The organism is Sphingomonas mangrovi (genome assembly GCF_047975845.1).
GTDB lineage: Bacteria > Pseudomonadota > Alphaproteobacteria > Sphingomonadales > Sphingomonadaceae > Sphingomonas.
The window spans coordinates 48,053-66,076 of sequence record NZ_JBIUCZ010000013.1 but is presented as its reverse complement, the minus strand read 5'-3'; the positions used below and the strand labels follow the sequence as shown (position 1 = coordinate 66,076).

Annotated in this window: 17 protein-coding genes; 12 read left to right on the top strand and 5 right to left on the bottom strand. The window is 68.0% G+C overall.

Annotation, left to right across the window (positions count from 1 at the left end; genetic code table 11):
* The first annotated feature begins 178 nt into the window (after nt 1-178).
* The 6 genes from argB (at nt 179) to ACBY01_RS08570 (ending at nt 6,707) form a co-directional block, all read left to right on the top strand.
* The gene (argB, locus tag ACBY01_RS08595; protein WP_416460391.1) at nt 179-1,078 is read left to right on the top strand and encodes an acetylglutamate kinase; all 900 of its coding nucleotides are present in this window, start codon (nt 179-181) and stop codon (nt 1,076-1,078) included.
* A 111-nt stretch (nt 1,079-1,189) separates the two neighbouring features.
* Nucleotides 1,190-1,492: a YggT family protein gene (locus tag ACBY01_RS08590; protein ID WP_416460390.1), complete on the top strand. Its 303-nt coding sequence runs from the start codon at nt 1,190-1,192 to the stop codon at nt 1,490-1,492.
* Entirely contained in the window at nt 1,489-1,809 is a 321-nt protein-coding gene (locus ACBY01_RS08585) for a DUF167 domain-containing protein (RefSeq protein WP_416460389.1), read from the top strand. The genes ACBY01_RS08590 and ACBY01_RS08585 overlap by 4 nt, the downstream gene beginning before the upstream one ends.
* Nucleotides 1,799-2,674 (top strand): bifunctional methylenetetrahydrofolate dehydrogenase/methenyltetrahydrofolate cyclohydrolase FolD, encoded by an 876-nt coding sequence (gene folD, locus ACBY01_RS08580; RefSeq protein ID WP_416460388.1) that lies wholly within the window; start codon nt 1,799-1,801, stop codon nt 2,672-2,674. The genes ACBY01_RS08585 and folD overlap by 11 nt, the downstream gene beginning before the upstream one ends.
* Nucleotides 2,675-2,815: 141 nt before the next feature.
* Entirely contained in the window at nt 2,816-3,436 is a 621-nt protein-coding gene (locus tag ACBY01_RS08575) for a MarC family protein (RefSeq protein ID WP_416460387.1), read from the top strand.
* A gap of 193 nt (nt 3,437-3,629) precedes the next feature.
* Nucleotides 3,630-6,707, top strand: coding sequence for a TonB-dependent receptor plug domain-containing protein (locus ACBY01_RS08570; protein WP_416460386.1), 3,078 nt, complete (start codon nt 3,630-3,632; stop codon nt 6,705-6,707).
* Between the two features lie 67 nt (nt 6,708-6,774).
* Here the strand turns inward: ACBY01_RS08570 and clpB are convergent, their stop codons facing one another.
* On the bottom strand, nt 6,775-9,354 hold the full coding sequence (gene clpB / locus ACBY01_RS08565) for an ATP-dependent chaperone ClpB (protein ID WP_416460385.1): 2,580 nt from the start codon (nt 9,352-9,354) through the stop codon (nt 6,775-6,777).
* Nucleotides 9,355-9,419: 65 nt separating this feature from the next.
* Here clpB and ACBY01_RS08560 point away from each other — a divergent pair, with 65 nt between their 5' ends.
* Nucleotides 9,420-9,731: a hypothetical protein gene (locus ACBY01_RS08560; protein ID WP_416460384.1), complete on the top strand. Its 312-nt coding sequence runs from the start codon at nt 9,420-9,422 to the stop codon at nt 9,729-9,731.
* 18 nt (nt 9,732-9,749) lie between these two features.
* Here the strand turns inward: ACBY01_RS08560 and ACBY01_RS08555 are convergent, their stop codons facing one another.
* Nucleotides 9,750-10,652: a DMT family transporter gene (locus ACBY01_RS08555; protein WP_416460383.1), complete on the bottom strand. Its 903-nt coding sequence runs from the start codon at nt 10,650-10,652 to the stop codon at nt 9,750-9,752.
* Between the two features lie 270 nt (nt 10,653-10,922).
* On the opposite strand from ACBY01_RS08555, the gene ACBY01_RS08550 reads away from it, so the two are divergent.
* The 3 genes from ACBY01_RS08550 (at nt 10,923) to ACBY01_RS08540 (ending at nt 14,994) form a co-directional block, all read left to right on the top strand.
* Complete coding sequence (locus tag ACBY01_RS08550; protein ID WP_416460382.1) at nt 10,923-11,627, top strand: energy transducer TonB; 705 nt, start codon at nt 10,923-10,925, stop codon at nt 11,625-11,627.
* A 164-nt stretch (nt 11,628-11,791) separates the two neighbouring features.
* Nucleotides 11,792-14,677: a M16 family metallopeptidase gene (locus tag ACBY01_RS08545; protein WP_416460381.1), complete on the top strand. Its 2,886-nt coding sequence runs from the start codon at nt 11,792-11,794 to the stop codon at nt 14,675-14,677.
* Nucleotides 14,678-14,691: 14 nt separating this feature from the next.
* The gene (locus ACBY01_RS08540; RefSeq protein ID WP_416460380.1) at nt 14,692-14,994 is read left to right on the top strand and encodes a hypothetical protein; all 303 of its coding nucleotides are present in this window, start codon (nt 14,692-14,694) and stop codon (nt 14,992-14,994) included.
* Nucleotides 14,995-15,076: 82 nt separating this feature from the next.
* Here the strand turns inward: ACBY01_RS08540 and ACBY01_RS08535 are convergent, their stop codons facing one another.
* The gene (locus ACBY01_RS08535; protein ID WP_416460379.1) at nt 15,077-15,385 is read right to left on the bottom strand and encodes a hypothetical protein; all 309 of its coding nucleotides are present in this window, start codon (nt 15,383-15,385) and stop codon (nt 15,077-15,079) included.
* A gap of 348 nt (nt 15,386-15,733) precedes the next feature.
* Between ACBY01_RS08535 and ACBY01_RS08530 the strand changes: the two genes are divergently transcribed.
* Nucleotides 15,734-16,318 (top strand): outer membrane protein, encoded by a 585-nt coding sequence (locus ACBY01_RS08530; RefSeq protein WP_416460378.1) that lies wholly within the window; start codon nt 15,734-15,736, stop codon nt 16,316-16,318.
* 98 nt (nt 16,319-16,416) lie between these two features.
* Nucleotides 16,417-16,938: a DUF4269 domain-containing protein gene (locus tag ACBY01_RS08525; protein WP_416460377.1), complete on the top strand. Its 522-nt coding sequence runs from the start codon at nt 16,417-16,419 to the stop codon at nt 16,936-16,938.
* A gap of 19 nt (nt 16,939-16,957) precedes the next feature.
* On the opposite strand, the gene ACBY01_RS08520 is transcribed toward ACBY01_RS08525, so the two are convergent.
* On the bottom strand, nt 16,958-17,560 hold the full coding sequence (locus ACBY01_RS08520; protein WP_416460376.1) for a hypothetical protein: 603 nt from the start codon (nt 17,558-17,560) through the stop codon (nt 16,958-16,960).
* Between the two features lie 116 nt (nt 17,561-17,676).
* The gene (locus ACBY01_RS08515) at nt 17,677-17,979 is read right to left on the bottom strand and encodes a hypothetical protein (RefSeq protein WP_416460375.1); all 303 of its coding nucleotides are present in this window, start codon (nt 17,977-17,979) and stop codon (nt 17,677-17,679) included.
* Nucleotides 17,980-18,024 lie beyond the last annotated feature (45 nt).

Sequence of the window (18,024 nt, the reverse complement as noted above, 5' to 3'; positions counted from 1 at the left end):
GTTGCGCGAATGGATGCTGACTTTCGTCAGCATGACGGGGGAGAGGGGGCGATCGCGGTCCGTTGCGGTGCTCGCAGGCATCATCGCCGTGGGGCTGCGGCCTCCGCCTAGGCGCGGGTGCCGCCCGCATCCCTCAAAATCTTTGGCGCGCCGCGCGCTTGGCGCTACAGGCGCGCGCATGACCGACCATGCTCCCGATCCCGCGATGCTCGCCAAGGCGGAGACGCTCACCGAAGCGCTCCCCTATCTCCAGCGCTACGCCGGCAAGACCTTCGTCGTGAAATACGGCGGCCACGCGATGGGCGATCCGGAGCTGCAGCGCGATTTCGCCGAGGACGTGGTGCTGCTGAAGGCGGTCGGCATCAACCCGGTGGTGGTGCACGGCGGCGGGCCGCAGATCGGGTCGATGCTCAAGCGGCTGGGAGTCGAAACGCGCTTCGTCGATGGCCTGCGCGTCACCGACGCCGCCACCGCCGAGGTCGCGGAGATGGTGCTGGCCGGCAAGATCAACAAGGAAATCGTCTCGTGGATCGCGTCCGCGGGCGGGCGCGCGGTCGGCATCTCGGGCAAGGATGCTGGGCTGGTGCGCGCCGAAAAGGTCCGCCGCACCGAGCCCGACCTCAATTCGGGCATCGAGCGCCACGTCGACCTGGGCTTCGTGGGCGAGCCGGTGGCGGTGGACCCGACGATCCTCAACAGCCTGGCGCGCGACGGCTTCATCCCCGTGGTGGCGCCGGTGGCGCTGGGCGACGACGGCCACACCTACAACGTCAACGCCGACACGATGGCGGGGGCGATCGCGGGGGCGCTGGGCGCGGCACGCTTCTTCCTGCTGACCGACGTGCCCGGCGTGATGGACAAGGGCGGCGAGCTGCTCACCGACCTGACCCCCGGCGACATCGCCGCGCTGAAGGGGGACGGCACGATCCGCGGCGGCATGATCCCCAAGGTCGAGACCTGCGTGTCGGCGGTCGGCGCCGGCGTCGACGCGGCGGTGATCCTCGACGGGCGCATCCCCCACGGGCTGCTGCTCGAGATCTTCACCCGTCAGGGCGCGGGTACGCTCGTCCGCGCCTGAGGGGGGTTCCTTCCGCAGCATGACGGCAAGAGAGGACTCCCGCACCACGCGACTTGTCCCTAGCCGCCCCGCTGGGGTATCCCCTCCGCAACCCGTTTCGGAGCCGCACCGTTGAATGTCCTGATCGAGATCATCAGCTATCTGCTGACCGTGTTGTGGTGGATCATCATCGCGCAGTTCGTGCTGTCGATCCTGATCGCCTTCAACGTCATCAACACGCACAGCGATTTCGTGCGCAGCGTCTGGCGTACCCTCAACGCGATCACCGAGCCGATCTACCGTCCGTTCCGCCGCATCCTGCCCGATCTGGGTGCGATCGACCTGGCGCCGATGGCGGTGCTGGTGACGATGGGCATCCTCCAGACGATCGTGCTGCCGGCGCTCTATCGCGCGACGCTACCCTACGCGATATGATGCGCGGGCGGCCGGCCTGGTCGCCCGACGCGGCGGGCATCCGCATCGCCGTGCGCGTGACGCCCAGAGCCTCGCGCGAGGCCTTCGCCGGCAGCGATGCCGGGCATTTCGCCGCGCGGCTCACCGCGCCGCCGGTCGAGGGTGCCGCCAACGCCGCACTGGTCCAGCTGGTCGCGCGCAGCTTCGGCGTGCCCAAACGCGCGGTGACGCTGGTCGCCGGCGACACCAGCCGGATCAAGCGGCTGCGGGTCGAAGGCGATGCCGCGGCGCTGGCACAGACGGCCGCGACCCTCTATGCGGCGGGGCATGAGCGCTGAGATCATCGACGGAAAGGCCTTTGCGGCCGAATTGCGGACCCGGGTAGGCGAGGCGGCGGCGCGGTTCGCGCAAGCCGCCGGACGTCCTGCCGGTCTGGCGGTGGTGCTGGTGGGCGAGGATCCCGCCTCCGCCGTCTACGTCCGCTCCAAGGGCAAGGCGACGGTCGCCGCCGGCATGGCGAGCTTCGAGCATCGCCTGCCCGCCGACACCGATCAGGCGACGCTGGAGGCGCTGGTTGACACGCTCAACGCCGATCCGGCGGTCGACGGCATCCTCGTCCAGCTGCCGCTGCCGCGCCACCTCGACGCGGACGCGGTGCTGCTGCGCATCGATCCGGACAAGGACGTCGACGGCTTCCACCCGGTCAACGCGGGGCGGCTCGCCTCCGGGCTGCCGGGGTTCGTGCCGTGTACGCCGCTCGGCTGCCTGATGCTGCTGCGCGACCGGCTGGGCGACCTGTCGGGCAAGGAAGCGGTGGTGATCGGCCGCTCGAACATCGTCGGCAAGCCGATGGCGGCGCTGCTCACCGCCGACAGCGCGACGGTGACGCTGGCGCACTCGCGCACCCGCGACCTGGCGGCGCACGTCGGCCGGGCCGACATCGTCGTCGCCGCGGTCGGGCGTCCCAACTTCGTGCGCGGCGAGTGGCTCAAGCCCGGTGCGACGGTGATCGACGTGGGCATCAACCGCGTCGACACCGGCCTCGTCGGCGACGTCGACTTCGCCTCTGCACGCGAGGTCGCGGGCGCGATCACGCCGGTGCCGGGCGGGGTGGGGCCGATGACGATCGCCGTGCTGCTGCGCAACACGCTGGTCGCCGCCCATCGCCGCACCGGCGTGCCGCTCGACGACGCCGCGCTCTAGAGCGCTGAGGCGGCGCCGGCCCACTCCCCCGCCCGGCCACCCATAGAATACTGCCGTTGGGTGGCCGGGCGGGGGGGCGGGCCGGCGCCGCATAGAAATCGCGCTTGCGCGGTTTCTCGAAGGACCTCTAAGGCTCCCCCCATGCTCGAGCTGTTCGTCTCATCGCTGATCACCTTCTTCGTGGTGATCGACCCGCCCGGCTGCGCGCCGATCTACGCGGGGCTGACGGCGGGCGCGAGCGGCGCCCAGCGTCGCAGCATGGCGCTGCGCGCGGTGCTGACCTCGGCGGCGATCCTGCTGGTGTTCGCGCTGTTCGGGCGCGGGCTGCTCCATGCGCTGGGCATCAGCCTCGACAGCTTCCGCATCGCCGGCGGGATCATGCTGTTCCTGATCGCGCTGGAGATGGTGTTCGAAAAACGCACCCAGCGCCGCGAGGACCGCGCCGCCAAGATCATCGAGACCGAGGAGGTGGAGGACGTCTCGATCTTCCCGATGGCGATGCCGATGATCGCCGGGCCCGGCTCGATCGCCAGTATCATGCTGCTGATGGGCCAGACCGACGGCACGACCGAAAAGCTGGTGGTGATGGGCGCGCTGGCCACCATCCTGGTCGTGATGCTGATCGCGCTGCTCGCCGCCGGCCCGCTGATGCGGCTGCTCGGCGACAAGATCGAGGCGGTGATCACCCGCGTGCTGGGCGTGCTGCTGGCGGCGTTGGCATCGCAGTTCGTGATCGACGGGCTGCGCGCGAGTTTCATCTGAGGGGGCACTGCGCTCGTGGATGGTGCGCCGCCATGTTGCGTTTCTGCTACAACCGCGAAAGAAAATTTCACGGTCGGTGCAACTTTCTTTACAGTCCCGGGGCTGAAGGTCATCCCTAAGGAATGCGGGCATGAGGATGCCCGGCATGATCTGAGATCGGCAGTATCCTGCGGATTGTTAGGGGGGCACCAACTTGATCAGCTCTTTCCAGAAGCGCTCCGTTTTGCGCGGCACGACTGCATTGTCGGCGCTCGTGTTCGTTGGCGTAGCGACGCCGGCGTTCGCTCAGACCTCGACGACGGTGGCTCCTGACGAGGCGACGACGGCGCTTGCGCCAGCGCCGCAGGAGACCGCGACCGAGACGACTGGCGCCGATATCGTCGTCACGGGCTCGATTCTGCGTCGTACCGACGCGGAGACGCCGTCTCCGGTTAGCGTGCTCAGTGCGGAGTCGCTGGCGCAGCGCGGCATCAACACTGTCGCAGAGGCTGTTCAACGCGTCTCGGCGAACGGCGCAGGCACCATCACGCAGGGATGGAACAACGGCAGCAACTTCGCCACCGGCGCAAACGCGGTTTCGCTGCGTGGGCTGACGGTTCAGTCGACGCTGACCGTTTTCGACGGGCTCCGGATGGCTCCCTATCCGCTCGCAGACGATGGTCACCGCAACTTCGTCGATCTGAACACGATCCCCAACGCGGTCGTCGACCGCATCGAGATCCTACGTGACGGCGCGTCTTCGACCTATGGCGCGGATGCCATCGCAGGCGTCGTCAACGTGATCATGAAGAAGGAAGTCCAAGGCGTTCATGCTAACGGTTCGTCCGGCATCACCAGCCGAGGCGACGGTTCGGAGCAACGCTTCGATCTGACGACGGGCTATGGCGACTTGCAGGAGCAGGGCTTCAACGTCTATGTGAACGGAGAGTATCAGAAGACCGCCCGTATCATGGCGCGCGATCGTAGCTATCCGATCGGAACGGCAGACCTCAGCCGGATCTGCCTCGATGGAAGCAGCACGATCTGCATGCCCAACGGCGTTCAGTTCGGTATCAATGCCGACGGAACGCTCGGCACCGGAACCACGACCACGGCTGCGCTGGTTGCACCGTCCACCATCACCGGTACGCGGACCGGCACCTACCGCCTGCTGAACACCGAACTGGGTTGCGCCGTCGCTCCCGGTCTCACTCCTGTGACGCTTACCCCCGGGCAGCAGCAGACCGGTACCGGAGCGCTAGCGGGTGTACCGACCTATGCGGCTCAGCAGTGCCAACAGGATCTGCGCGCCCAGTACAGCACCATCCAGCCGGAGCAGGAGCGGTATGGCTTCGTGGCTCGCGCCACCGTTAACGTCGGTGATCAAGCACAGGCCTACTTCAGTGGCGCCTATTACAACGTCAACACGGTGACCACTGCGGCGGCAGGCGCTTTCAACAACCAGACACCTCCGCCTGGCACGGTGTTGCTTAACCCGGTCGTTCTCCCGGTTTATGTCTGCGGCGCCGGCATCGGGTCGTTTAGCGGCGGTGTGAACGTCAGTACGGGCTGCACGGCGGCGAACGGAACGCTTAATCCGAACAACCCCTTTGCTGCGGCTGGCAGCAATGCGATCCTTCGTGGCCGGTATGACCGTCCGACTCGTATCGAGTCGAACGCGCGATCGCTTCGCGGCGCCGCAGGCATTTCGGGGAGCTTCGGCGACGACTGGACCTACTCGGCTGACTTCACCGCGTCGAACGTCAAGCTCGATATCGTCCAGAACAACTACCTCATCCCGCAGCGTATCGCGACGGTGGTCGCTCAGGGTACGTACAACTTCTACAATCAGGGACTGAACTCGGAGGAAATTCGCGACTTCATCGCTCCCGAGAACCGCACGACTTCCAACTCGGACCTTTGGCAGTTCCAAGCGACAATTGGGCGCAAGCTCTTCGCGCTGCCGGGTGGCGACCTCCAGGCCGCTGTCGGCGTCGCTTACCGGCACGAGTCGATCGATAACCCCAGTGCGAATCCTGAGAACATCTCCAATCCCTACGATCGCTATTATACGCTGAACGCGGTCGGGGCGATCGGATCACGCAACGTCAAGTCCGCGTTCTTCGAAATCGGCGCGCCGATCCTGGACGTTCTCGAAGTCAACGGCAGCGGCCGATACGACGACTACTCGTCTGGTCAGTCCAACTTCTCCCCGAAGGTCGGCGTCAAGTTCACTCCGGTGCGTCAGCTCGCAATTCGCGGAACGTGGTCGCGTGGGTTCCGCATTCCGAGCTTCAACGAGGCATTCGGTCTTCCGACGACCGGCTACAGCAACAGCACGGTCAACTGCACGACCTATGCGGCGTTCTGTGCTTCGCACCAGAACAACGCGTATGTTACCGGTCCGTACTCTGTGGGAACCACCAGCGTTGGCAATCCCGCACTCGACCCGGAGAAGTCGCGCAGCATCACGGCTGGTGTCGTGTTCGAACCGATCCGCAATGTCAGCTTCACCGTGGACTACTTCAACATCAAGGTGAAGGATCTCATTTCTGGCATTTCGCCTGAAGCGATCGAAGAGGCGACGCGCCAGTACTACACCAACAATGGTGTAGTCGACGTGCCTGGCGTGATTGCAATCCCTGGCGTTGCTGATCCACTGAACCCTGGAGCCTTGCCGCTGCTTGGATTCTTGCAGTCGTCCTACCGGAATGCGGACAGTCAGGAAGTCGCGGGCATCGATTTCGGCGCAAATGTCCACTTCAACCTGACGGACAGCGTCACACTGACCAGCTCGTTCGAAGCGACCTATCTGCTGAAGTACGACTTCTTTTCGAACGGCACGAAGTACAAGTATGCCGGTACCCTCAGCCCGTGCGACTATACGTCCTGCTCGGGATCTCCGCGGTGGCGCGGGTCTTGGCAGAACACGCTGGCATTCGGGGACTTCAGCCTGACTGGTGTGGTCTACTACACCAGCCCGTTCGATCTGAACGCGGTGGATTACGGCGAGGACGACTGCACCTTCGTCAACGGCCAGGGCATCAAGGGCTACAAGGGCAACAACACGCCGGTGCAGTGCCGTTCGAAGGCGGTGTGGAACTTCGACCTGACCGCGAACGTGAAGGTAAGCGACAGCTTCTCGCTCTTCACCAACGTTCTCAACGTGCTGGACATCAAGGCGCCGCTCGACGTGAGCGCTGCCTACGGCACGCCCCGGTACAACCCGGCATGGGCACAGCCAAATGCTGTCGGCCGGTTCATCCGCGTCGGTGCCAAGGTCGACTTCTAAACCGATCTGAAACAAGCCTGTCGGGGCGCTTCCTTCCGGAAGCGCCCCTTTTTTCTGCCTGTTCGCGTCAGGAGACGCTTAACCGCAGCGCGCCTTCGCCCTCTTCCACCGTCACGCTCGACCCGTCCTTCACCTCGCCCTTGAGGATCAGGTCGGCAAGCGGGTCCTGGAGGTAGCGCTGCACGGCGCGCTTTAGCGGACGCGCGCCGTAGACCGGGTCGTAGCCGACGCGGCCGAGCCAGTCGCGGGCGCCGTCGGTCAGGTGGATGGCGATCGTGCGATCGGCCAGCAGCTTCGCGACGCGGCCGACCTGGATGTCGACGATCGGCGCCATGTGCGCGCTGCCCAGCCGGTGGAACAGGATGATCTCATCCAGCCGGTTGAGGAATTCCGGGCGGAAGTGGCTGCGGACCACCTCCATCACCTGCGGCTCGACGTCGTCGACCGACTGACCCTCGCCCAAGTTGGTCAGATACTGGCTGCCGAGGTTCGAGGTTAGGATGATGATCGTGTTGGAGAAGTCGACCGTGCGGCCCTGGCCGTCGGTCAGCCGGCCGTCGTCGAGCACCTGCAGCAGCACGTTGAACACGTCGCCGTGCGCCTTTTCGACTTCGTCGAACAGCACCACCTGATAGGGCCGGCGGCGGACCGCCTCGGTCAGCACGCCGCCTTCCTCGTATCCGACATAGCCCGGCGGGGCGCCGATCAGCCGCGCGACCGCGTGCTTCTCCATGAACTCGCTCATGTCGATGCGCACCATTGCGTTGGGATCGTCGAACAGGAACTCGGCGAGCGCCTTGGTGAGCTCGGTCTTGCCGACGCCCGTCGGTCCCAGAAACAGGAACGAGCCCAGCGGCCGGTTCGGGTCCTGTAGCCCGGCGCGGCTGCGGCGGACGGCGGTCGAGACGGCGCGCACCGCCTCGGACTGGCCGATCACGCGCTTGCCGAGCTGTTCTTCCATCGCGAGCAGCTTTTCGCGCTGGCCTTCGAGCATGCGGTCGACGGGGATGCCGGTCCAGCGGCTGACCACGCCGGCGATGTCGTCGGCGGTGACCTCCTCGCGCAGCATCGCGCCCTTGGTCTGGCTCTGCGCGTCCTCCAGCTGACGGGTGAGCGCGGGGATGCGGCCGTAGGACAACTCGCCGGCACGCGCCAAGTCGCCCTGGCGCTGCGCCTGCTCCAGTTCGAGCCGGGCGGCGTCGAGCTGTTCCTTCAGCTTCGCCTCGGCGCCGATCTTGTCCTTCTCGCCCTGCCAGCGGGTGGTGAGTTCGGCCGACTGCTGTTCGAGGTTGGCGAGTTCTTCCTCAAGGCTCGCGAGCCGGTCCTGCGAGGCGGCGTCGCTCTCGCGGCGCAGCGCCTCGCGCTCGATCTTGAGCTGGATGATGCGGCGGTCGAGGGCCTCGATCTCCTCGGGCTTGGACTCCACCTCCATGCGGATGCGCGAGGCGGCTTCGTCCATCAGGTCGATCGCCTTGTCGGGCAGGAAGCGGTCGGTGATGTAGCGGTTCGACAGCGTCGCCGCCGACACCAGCGCGCCGTCGGTGATGCGCACGCCGTGGTGGAGCTCGTACTTCTCCTTGAGGCCGCGCAGGATCGAAATGGTGTCCTCGACCGTCGGTTCGCCGACGAACACGGGCTGGAAGCGGCGCTGGAGCGCAGGGTCCTTCTCGACATATTTGCGATATTCGTCGAGCGTCGTGGCGCCGATGCAATGGAGCTCGCCGCGGGCAAGGGCGGGCTTGAGCAGATTGCCGGCGTCCATCGCGCCTTCCGATTTGCCCGCGCCGATCAGCGTGTGCATCTCGTCGATGAAGAGGATGATCTGGCCCTCGGCGCCCTTCACCTCGTCGAGCACGCCCTTCAGCCGCTCCTCGAACTCGCCGCGATATTTCGCGCCGGCGATGAGGCTGCCCATGTCGAGCGCCATCAGCGTGCGGTCCTTGAGCGTATCGGGCACGTCGCCATTGGCGATGCGCAGCGCAAGGCCTTCGGCGATCGCGGTCTTGCCGACGCCCGGTTCGCCGATCAGCACCGGATTGTTCTTGGTGCGGCGGGCGAGGATCTGGACGGTGCGGCGGATTTCCTCGTCGCGGCCGATGACGGGATCGAGCTTGCCGGCGCGCGCCGCCTCTGTGAGGTCGCGGGCGAACTTCTTGAGCGCATCGTAGCGGTCTTCGGCAGTTGCGGTGTCGGCGCTGCGGCCGCCGCGCAGGTCGTTGATCGCGGTGTTGAGCGCGTCCGCCTTCACGCCGGCGGCGGCAAGCGCCTTGCCCGCGGCCGTGGTGGGGGAGAGGACGAGCGCCAGCAGCAGCCGCTCGACGGTGACATAGCTGTCGCCGGCTTTCTGCGCGACCTGTTCGGCCTGGTCGAGCACCCGCACCGCGTCGTTGTCGAGGCCCGGGGTCTGCTGCGCCCCGCTGCCCGACACCGCCGGGACCTTCGCGAGCGCGGCGTCGGTATCGGCAACGGCACGGCGGGCGTCGCCGCCGGCCTTCTGGATCAGCCCGGCGGCCATGCCCTGATCGTCGTCGAGCAGCGCCTTCAACAGATGTTCGGGCGCGATGCGCTGGTGGTTGAGGCGGATGGCGACGGTCTGCGCGGCCTGGAGGAAGCCCTTCGCGCGATCGGTGAATTTCTCTAGGTTCATGACGAATCCCTGTTACTTTCGGGAAGCAAGATGGTGTTGCCAATGTGCAACACAAGAGGTGTGCTATGTGGACGTTCGCGTTGATGATGCTGCTCGCGGCGCAGGATGCCGCGCCAGCCGAGCCGGTCAAGCTGGTCGTGCCGGCGGGACCGTGCCAGCCGGCGATCGACGGCGCGGCGGGGACGCTCGAGACGTTGCGCACCGCCACCGGGCAATGGGCGGCGACCCACCGCGAAGTGCGCTTCGAGCCCGATGCCAAGGCCGACCCGGCCTGCATGCAGGCGGTGCTCAAGATCCTGGGCGCCGCCGGGGCGGGGGAGCGCTTCCCGATCGGCTTCGTCGAAAACGAGGCTTTCTCGGGCGTGGAAGGGGACTGAGCGTCTCGGCGCTGGCCGTCACCCCCGGCGGGGAAGGCTGACCGCCGACACCAGGATGCCGCCCAGGATGCAGGCCATGCCGACCCAGTGGAACGGCAGCAGCGCCTCGCCGAGCGTCGCGGCGGCGAGAAAGGCGCCGAACAGCGGCATCAGCGTGATCGCCTGGCCCGCCTTGCCGGCGCCCAGCGTCTGCACCGCGGCATTGAACAGCGCATAGGCGATCACCGAGGGGAAGATCGCGACATAGCCGACCGCGGCGAGCGTCGCCGGCGTCCAGCGGATCGCCACGACTTCCTGCCATTCGGTGATCGCGAGCACGCCCATCGTCGCCGCGCCGATCAGGAAGGTCACCGCGAGGAAGCTTGCCGGATGGATCGCCGGGCGGAGCCGGAGCAGCGTGGTGTAGAGCGCCCAGGCGACCACCGCGCACAGCACCAGCAGGTCGCCGCGCCCGAACGCCAGTCCGGCGATCGCCGCCAGATCGCCGCGAAACATTATGACGGCGACGCCGAGGACCGCCAGCGCGACGCCGATCAGGTCGCCGCGCTCCGGCCGGACGCGGAACAGCAGCCGGTTGAACGCCAGCACCAGCGCCGGGATCGCCGCCTGGAGGAGCAGCCCGTTGCTCGCGCTGGTGTGGCGCAGCCCCGAATAGAGGAAGGCGTTGAACGCGGCGACGCCGAGCAGCCCGAGCAGCAGGATCGGCTTCCACGCGGCGAGGATCGCGCGCCGTTCGCGCAGGACGTGCGGCAGCGAGAAGGGCAGGAACACCAGCGAGCCGAGCGACCAGCGCAAGAAGGCCAGTGTGAGCGGCGGGATCTCGCCGCGCACCGCGCGGGCGACGATCGAATTGCCCGCCCACAGCAGCATCACGACCGCGAGCATCAGATAGGCGAGTTGGCGGGGCGGCAGGCGAAGCATGCGGCCTCTTAGAGACGATGGCGTGCGAAGGCGAGGAATCGACGGGAGCGAAGCGGCCGATCGCTTCGCAGGAGCGGGAGCAGTGTAGTCGGCCGGCAGCACACGCGGCGTGCTCCACATCGTACTATTCCTGTCGCAATGACTTGCGACCGGACTGCGTGGCTGACTAAACTCCTTTACGTGAATTATGCAGCGACCGTCGGGCGGCGGCCCACAACATCGGCCCGGGAGCGGTTCTCCGGGATGTGCGCTGCGGTGGTACTTCACCTCTTGCTGCTGCTTCTGCTGTGGTTCTATCGGCAGCCGCCCCCACCCCAACCGCCGGAGGCGCCGGCGCTTACCCTCTGGGACGTGGCACCACCACCACCACCGCCGCCGCCCGTTCCCGAGGCGCCCGAGCCACCCTCCGAACCGCCGCCCGAGCGTCCGCCGACATCGACGCGCGGCGGTGGCGATGCGGGAAATCCGCCGGTGCCGGTGCCGATCGCGGCGCCGCAGGTCGCCGTGCCCTCGCCGGCGATCGACGTGACGACAGTGCTTCAACCTATGCAGCCGATGCCGTTGCCGGCGGGATCGCCCTCGACCGGCCAGGCGCAAGGCAGCGGCGTCGGCGCTGCCGGGGCAGGGCAAGGCTCTGGCCGCGGGGATGGGGTCGGGTCCGGCAGCGGCGGCGGACGGGTGAAGGTCACCGCCGTTCGCTGGGTGCGCGAGCCCACCCCGCGCGAGTTGGACGTGCATGTTCCGCCGGCGCTTCGTAAGCAGCGCATCTCCGCGAAGGTCTATCTCGCCTGCTGGGTGTTGTTGAACACGCACGTGCGCGATTGCGTGGTGGTCAAGGAGACGCCGGCCGGCAGCGGCTTTGGGGCGGCGGCGGTGGCGGCATCGCCCGGCTTTCGCGTCTATCCGCCGAAGGTCAACGGAAAGGCGGTGGACGGTACCGGAGTTATCGTGCCCGTCGTATATAACTATCGGTGACGGCCGGCAGGAGCCAGCCATCGCGTGCGCCGGGTGCGGGGGCACGGTGGCAGCCAGCATCTTGTGAGCGTGCGCAGCAGCTAGGGGAGGCTGTACTTTTTCCTTTGTCAGCGTCTCCGCCACCCCATAGGCTTCGGCTTTCCCCTCCGGATCGTCGAGGTTCCATGCTCCGTTCCTTTGCCCTGCTTCTCGCGGCTTCCACCGCGCTCGCGACCGGTTCGGTCGCCGTTGCCGCTCCGGGCGCGGCGCCGGTCGCCGCACAGGCGCGCACGACACCGTTACCGGCTGCGCCACTCGCCGAACTGATCCGCCCGGTGGACATCCCGTTCGAGAAGTTCGTCATGCCGAACGGGCTGACGGTGATCGTCCACACCGACCGCAAGGCGCCGATCGTCGCGGTGTCGACCTGGTACGACGTCGGTTCGAAGCACGAGCCCACCGGCAAGACGGGCTTCGCGCATCTGTTCGAGCATCTGATGTTCAACGGCTCGGAAAACGCGCCGGGCGACTTCTTCGCGCCGCTGCGCGAGGTGGGGGCGACCGACTTCAACGGCACCACTTCGTTCGACCGCACCAACTATTTTGAGACGGTGCCCAAGGCGGCGCTCGAGCGGGCGCTGTTCCTGGAAAGCGACCGCATGGGCTATCTGCTCGGCGCGATCACCCAGGGCGTGCTCGACGAGCAGCGCGGCGTCGTCCAGAACGAGAAGCGGCAGGGCGACAACCAGCCCTATGGTCTGGTGCGCTATAAGATGACCGAGGGGCTGTTCCCGGAAGGAAGCCCGTACCACCATTCGGTGATCGGCTCGATGGCGGACCTGGACGCGGCGAGCCTGGAGGACGTCAAGACCTGGTTCCGCAGCCACTATGGCCCGAACAACGCGGTGCTGGTGCTGGCCGGGGACATCACCGCGGCCGAGGCACGGCCGCTGGTGCAGAAGTATTTCGGCAAGATCCCCAAGGGGCCGGAATCGCTGCGGCCCAAGATCGCGGTGCCGACGCTCGCCAGCGCCAAGGCGGAGGTGATGAAGGATCGCGTCGCGGCGACGCGGGTGATGCGGATGTGGGCGGTGCCGGGGATGGACAGCCCGGATGCGACCGCGCTGGACGTGGCGGCCGGCGCGCTCGGCGGGCTCGACAGCTCGCGGCTCGACAACGTGCTGGTGCGGCAGGAGAAGCTGGCGGTGTCGGTCTCCGCGTCCAACCAGACGCTGGCGCAGGCGGGCATGTTCGTGATCAGCATGGACGTGCGGCCGGGTGTCGACCCCAAGGTCGCGGCACAGCGGCTCGACCAGGTGGTGGCCGACTTCCTGCGAACCGGGCCGACCGCCGAGGAGGTGGCGCGCGTCGCGACGGTGAGCGTGTCGGGCACGGTGAAGGGGCTGGAGTCGGTCGGCGGCTTCGGCGGCAAGGCCGTCGCGCTGGCGCAGGGCGAGCTCTACATGGGCGATCCCGATTTCTTCAAGAAGCAGCTCCAGCAGCTCGCGGCGACGACGCCGGCGAGCGCCAAGGCGGCGGCGACCAAGTGGCTGTCGCGCCCGGTCTATGCGCTGACGGTCGAGCCGGGCGCGCGCGATGCGTATGAGGAAGCCCAGGCAGCCCCCAAGGTCGCCGAAGCGCCGGTCGCGCCGACGCCGGCCGCTGCCGAGGGGCCGGCCAAGGGCACGCGGGGCCAGCTGCCCGCAGTGGGCCAGGTCGAGGATCTGAGCTTCCCGGCGATCCAGCGCAGCCGCCTGTCGAACGGCATCGAGCTCGTCTACGCGCAGCGCACCGCGGTGCCCGTGACCCAGGTCGCGGTGCGCTTCGATGCCGGTGCGGCGGCCGATCCGGCGGGCAAGCTCGGCACCCAGGCGCTGACGCTCGCGCTGATGGACGAAGGCACCACCAGCCGCGATTCCGTCGCGCTGGCGGAGGAGCAGGAGCGGCTCGGCAGCAGGATCTTCTCGTCGAGCACGCCCGACGTCACCTATGTCGGGCTCGGCGGGCCGAGCGCCAATCTGGGGAGCAGCGTGGCGCTGCTCGCCGACGTGGTGCGCAACCCCGCCTTCGCGCCTGCCGAGGTCGAGCGGCTGAAGGCGGTGCAGCTCGCCCGGATCGCGCAGGAGATGACCAGCCCGAGCGGGCTCGCGATGCGCGCGGTGCCGCCGCTGCTCTACGGTACGCAGTCGCCCTATGCGAAGCTGGCGGCGGGCAGCGGCGATCCGGAAGCGGTGAAGGCGCTGACCCGCACCGATCTCGCCGCCTTCCACCGTGCCTGGCTGCGTCCGGACAAGGCGAAGATCTTCATCACCAGCGACCGGCCGCTGGCCGAGGTGCAGGCGGCGCTGGAGAAGGGCTTCGGCGACTGGCGGGCCACCGGACAGGCGGGCGTGAAGGACTTCGGCAAGGCGCCCGAGCAGGCGAGCCCGCGCATCGTGCTGATCGACCGGCCGGACTCGCCGCAGTCGCTGATCTACGGCGCGCAGCTCACGCCGGAGAAGGGAACGGACGACCTGCTCGCGCTGAACACGGCGAACGACGCGCTGGGCGGCAACTTCTTGTCGCGGATCAACATGGACCTGCGCGAGGAGAAGCACTGGTCCTACGGCGCGCACGGCTCGGTCACCCAGCTGCCCCATGCGGTGAGCTATGCGATCGTCGCGCCGGTGCAGGCGGATCGCACCGGGGATTCGATCGCGGCGGTGCAGAAGGACGTGCGCGAGTTCCTCACCACCAACGGCATGACCCAGCAGGAGTTCGACCGCACGATCACCGGCGAGACGCGCGAGCTGACCGGCCGGTTCGAGACGTCGGACGCGGTGCTCGATGCGATGATCACCAACGATTTGCTCGGCCGGCCGGACGATTATTACGCGACGATCACCGATCGCTATCGCGGCTTCCAGCTGCCGCAGCTCAACGCCGCGGCGCGCAAGGCGCTCGATCCGAACAAGTTCGTGTACGTCGTCGTCGGCGATGCCTCGGTCGTGCGCCCGCAGCTTGACAGCCTGGGCATGCCCGTCGAGGTGGTCGCGGCACCGTCCGTCGGCACCACGCCGGGCGGCAAGTGAGAGAAGGACTGGACATGGGCGACGTCGACGGCAGCTGGGATACCGTGACCAAGACCCCGCTGGGCGACCAGCGGGCGACGCTGACCATCCGGCAGGAAGGCAGCAGCCTGGTCGGCAGCTATTCGGGGGCGATGGGCTCGGTCGACATCGAGGAAGGCCATGTCGAGGGCGACACGCTCAGCTGGAAGGTGTCGGTCACCGTGCCGATGCCGCTGACGCTCGACTGCACCGCGCGGGTCGAGGGCGACAGCATCACCGGCGAGGTCGGCGCCGGCGCGTTCGGCAGCTTCCCAATGACCGGGACGCGTACGGCCTGAAGCGGATCGCCGCTCGGCCAAACGACAAGGGCCCGTCTGCCGACTTGGGGCAGGCGGGCCCTTCGTATATCGGGCGGGGCGCCTATTCGACGGTGACGCGCGGAATGCGACGGATCGGGCGACCTTCCTCGGCCATTTCCTTGCGGAAGTCGTGCTTCGCATCAGCGACCTCCCGGCGGTACTCGGCCCAGGCGTCCTCGCGGTCGGCGGGATCGTTGGCGCGGGCGAGGTCCTTGCGCAGTTCGCGCTGCGCCTCGCTGAGGTCGGTCTTGTAGTCGAGGTAGTGCGGGTTCGCGTCCGAGTAGACGGGCGCCCGGTTGCGATCGCCCGCAAGCGCGGGGCTGGCGAGCAGCGTGCCGGCGGCGGCAAGGGCCAGGATGGTCTTGGACATGACGGCTCTCCTCCATGGAATGCGGGGCGGCCAACCGGTTGCGATGGCCGGCGGTTCCGAATCACGCCGTCGGCCGGGGCGAAGCCGCGACGAGTCGAGTTGGAGGGGGTTGCCAAGCGGCAGTGCGTTGTTGCCACATCCCCGCCACCTTTCGGCACCGGAGCCGCCGCAGTTTCACGCGCTCGTTCATCTGGCGGCAAGAAACTGTTGCGCAAACGCCACGGTTGCCGATCGAGTGTCATCTCGAAACGATCGCACTGCAACATTCCCGACGCTTACCGGTTAACGGAGCCTCGGATAGCCGGCGCACCAATGACACCGGATCCACGAGTAACAGAGGTATAGATTATGCGTAAGTTCACGCTCGCGGCCGCTGCCGCTGCTGCCGCCTTCGTCGCCCTGCCGGCGTATGCGCAGGACGAGGCGCCCGACGGCACGCGCGCGTTCGGCATCGACCCCTATGTCGCCGTCATGGGCGGCTGGGAGCAGTTCGACAACGAGCCGAACTCGGCGGGCATCCCGCAGTCGGCCAACCGCGACGCGCGCCTCGACGGCAGCCTGGTGCAGGGCGTCGTCGGCTTCAACGTTCCGCTGGGCCCCGTGTTCGTCGGTGCCGAAGGCAACGCGACCAAGGGCATCTCGGGCGACATCGACTGGGAGTATGGCGTTGCGGGCCGCGCCGGTGTGCGCGCCGGTGAGAGCGGCCTGATCTACGGCAAGGTCGGCTACCAGTGGGTGAACTTCGACGCGTTCGGCAAGGACAGCCCCGACTATCACGCCATGACCTACGGTCTCGGCTTCGAAGTCGGTCCGAAGGACATCGGCCTCGGCGGCATCACCGGCAACGCCGGCATCCGTCTGCGTGGCGAAGTCAGCACCTTCGGCGACGCCCACAGCCTCCGCCCGATGGCGGGTCTGGTCGCGCACTTCTAAGCGCGACCGCGTAACTGCGTACCGGAAGGGCGGGGTCGGCGATGCCGGCCCCGCCCTTTCGTTTGTCCGGGCCGGACGCAGCCGGATAGAGGGGGCGTATGGGCAGGCCCGACTATCGCGACGCGCTCACGCGCATGGACGTGCTGGCGCGGCTCGCGGCGTTCGATCCGCATGTCGCGGGCACGCCGCCGCTCGGTCTGGCGCTTGCGGGCAGCGACATCGACGTGCTGTGCCATGCACCCGACCCGGACTGTTTCGCCTCCGCGGTGTGGCAGGCGTTCGGCGGCTGCCAGGGCTTCGCGATGTGGCAGTGGCAGGGAGGCGACCGGCCGGTGATCGCGCGCTTCGAGGGCGCCGGCTGGATCTTCGAACTCTTCGGGCAGGCACGCCCGGTGGCGGCGCAGCTCGGCTGGCGTCACTTCGTGGTGGAGCGGCGCCTACTCTCAATCGGCGGCGCGCCGTTCGCGCGCACCGTGCGCGCTCTGCGCGAGGACGGGCTCAAGACCGAACCGGCGTTCGCCGCCGCGCTCGGCCTTGCCGGCGATCCGTACCAAGCCGTGCTGGCGCTGGAGCGGCTCGACGATCGTGCGCTCGCACGGATCGTCGCGCGAGCGGGGTGAGGGACGGGCGCGCCCGGCCTCACGGGCCGCACGTCCAGGTTCCAGGGTAGCTGCGGCTGGCACGGTCCATCCGCTGGAAGGTGAGCGTGGCGGCACGGGGCGGGGATTCGCCGCCCTGCTTGGACTCTTCCGAACCCAAGCCGATGCGGAGGGTCTTGCCGCGTCCCGAAAAGGTCGTGCCGCGGAGCATGCCGTCGTACCCACCCGGTGCGCTGACCGACTCGACGGTGTCGCCCAGCTTCACGACCCCGAAGGCGCGCTCGGACGAGCCCACGTTGCCCGCGGCGTGGAGCAGCGCGGCGCCGTCGCGTCCGGCGAAGCTGCACGCCAGTTCGCCGTCGAGCTTCGCGCCGGAGATGTCGCTCGTTGACAGTGCAGACAGGCGGATATCCGATCCGTCGCCGCCGGTGGTCGCGCCCGCGTCAGCAGCGGTTGCCGAGGGGGACGAAGGCAGCGGTGTGGGCGCGGCAGCCGGTGCCGCGTCGCCGCCGGTCACCGCTGGCGCCTCGCCGTTTTCGACGGCCTGACTTTCGGTCGTCGGAGCGGGCGAACAGGCGGCGAGCGCGAGCGCTGCCGCCAGAGCGGAGAGGGCGAGCGGGTGGCGTGTACGACCGTGTGTCATGCCCGACCGAACCTAGGTCGAAAACATGCGGTTCCCGGCGACGCGACCAGCGCCACGCGCCACACGGCGGACTGAGACGTGCCCAGGAACCCGCACGCCTTGCCGCGGCGCCGTCGTTACGCCGAGGGCGCAAAGTCCGGGCGCGGCGTCCGGACGGGCTCGGGCCCGCCGTCGGTCTCGATGTACAGCTTGGCGACGCAATGTTCCTGCGCCCAGGCGAGCCCGGCGCTCTCGGCCGCTTCGTAGGAGGGGTAGGGATCGCTGCTGACCAGCGCGACCGATTCCGAGTCGTCTCCGTCTCCGCACGCCATCAGCGCGGATGCGACGAGGGTGAACGTGCCTTCGGGCGTCTCGTTGATCTTGATGCAATCGGTTTCGTCGGGCGCCATTTCGCCAGGTGCGAGCTTGATGGTCTCCATGAGCACTCTCCTCGCGAGCCAAACGGACGGAGGGCGGAATGGATG

What these genes read in the sequence shown, in the direction of transcription:
- ACBY01_RS08585 (WP_416460389.1), top strand. Translation starts at nt 1,489, where the DNA reads ATGATGCGCGGGCGGCCGGCCTGGTCGCCCGACGCGGCGGGCATCCGC.
- folD (WP_416460388.1), top strand. Translation starts at nt 1,799, where the DNA reads ATGAGCGCTGAGATCATCGACGGAAAGGCCTTTGCGGCCGAATTGCGG.
- ACBY01_RS08575 (WP_416460387.1), top strand. Translation starts at nt 2,816, where the DNA reads ATGCTCGAGCTGTTCGTCTCATCGCTGATCACCTTCTTCGTGGTGATC.
- ACBY01_RS08540 (WP_416460380.1), top strand. Translation starts at nt 14,692, where the DNA reads ATGGGCGACGTCGACGGCAGCTGGGATACCGTGACCAAGACCCCGCTG.
- ACBY01_RS08515 (WP_416460375.1), bottom strand. Translation starts at nt 17,979, where the DNA reads ATGGAGACCATCAAGCTCGCACCTGGCGAAATGGCGCCCGACGAAACC.
- ACBY01_RS08530 (WP_416460378.1), top strand. Translation starts at nt 15,734, where the DNA reads ATGCGTAAGTTCACGCTCGCGGCCGCTGCCGCTGCTGCCGCCTTCGTC.
- ACBY01_RS08545 (WP_416460381.1), top strand. Translation starts at nt 11,792, where the DNA reads ATGCTCCGTTCCTTTGCCCTGCTTCTCGCGGCTTCCACCGCGCTCGCG.
- ACBY01_RS08535 (WP_416460379.1), bottom strand. Translation starts at nt 15,385, where the DNA reads ATGTCCAAGACCATCCTGGCCCTTGCCGCCGCCGGCACGCTGCTCGCC.
- ACBY01_RS08525 (WP_416460377.1), top strand. Translation starts at nt 16,417, where the DNA reads ATGGGCAGGCCCGACTATCGCGACGCGCTCACGCGCATGGACGTGCTG.
- argB (WP_416460391.1), top strand. Translation starts at nt 179, where the DNA reads ATGACCGACCATGCTCCCGATCCCGCGATGCTCGCCAAGGCGGAGACG.
- ACBY01_RS08555 (WP_416460383.1), bottom strand. Translation starts at nt 10,652, where the DNA reads ATGCTTCGCCTGCCGCCCCGCCAACTCGCCTATCTGATGCTCGCGGTC.
- ACBY01_RS08520 (WP_416460376.1), bottom strand. Translation starts at nt 17,560, where the DNA reads ATGACACACGGTCGTACACGCCACCCGCTCGCCCTCTCCGCTCTGGCG.
- clpB (WP_416460385.1), bottom strand. Translation starts at nt 9,354, where the DNA reads ATGAACCTAGAGAAATTCACCGATCGCGCGAAGGGCTTCCTCCAGGCC.
- ACBY01_RS08560 (WP_416460384.1), top strand. Translation starts at nt 9,420, where the DNA reads ATGTGGACGTTCGCGTTGATGATGCTGCTCGCGGCGCAGGATGCCGCG.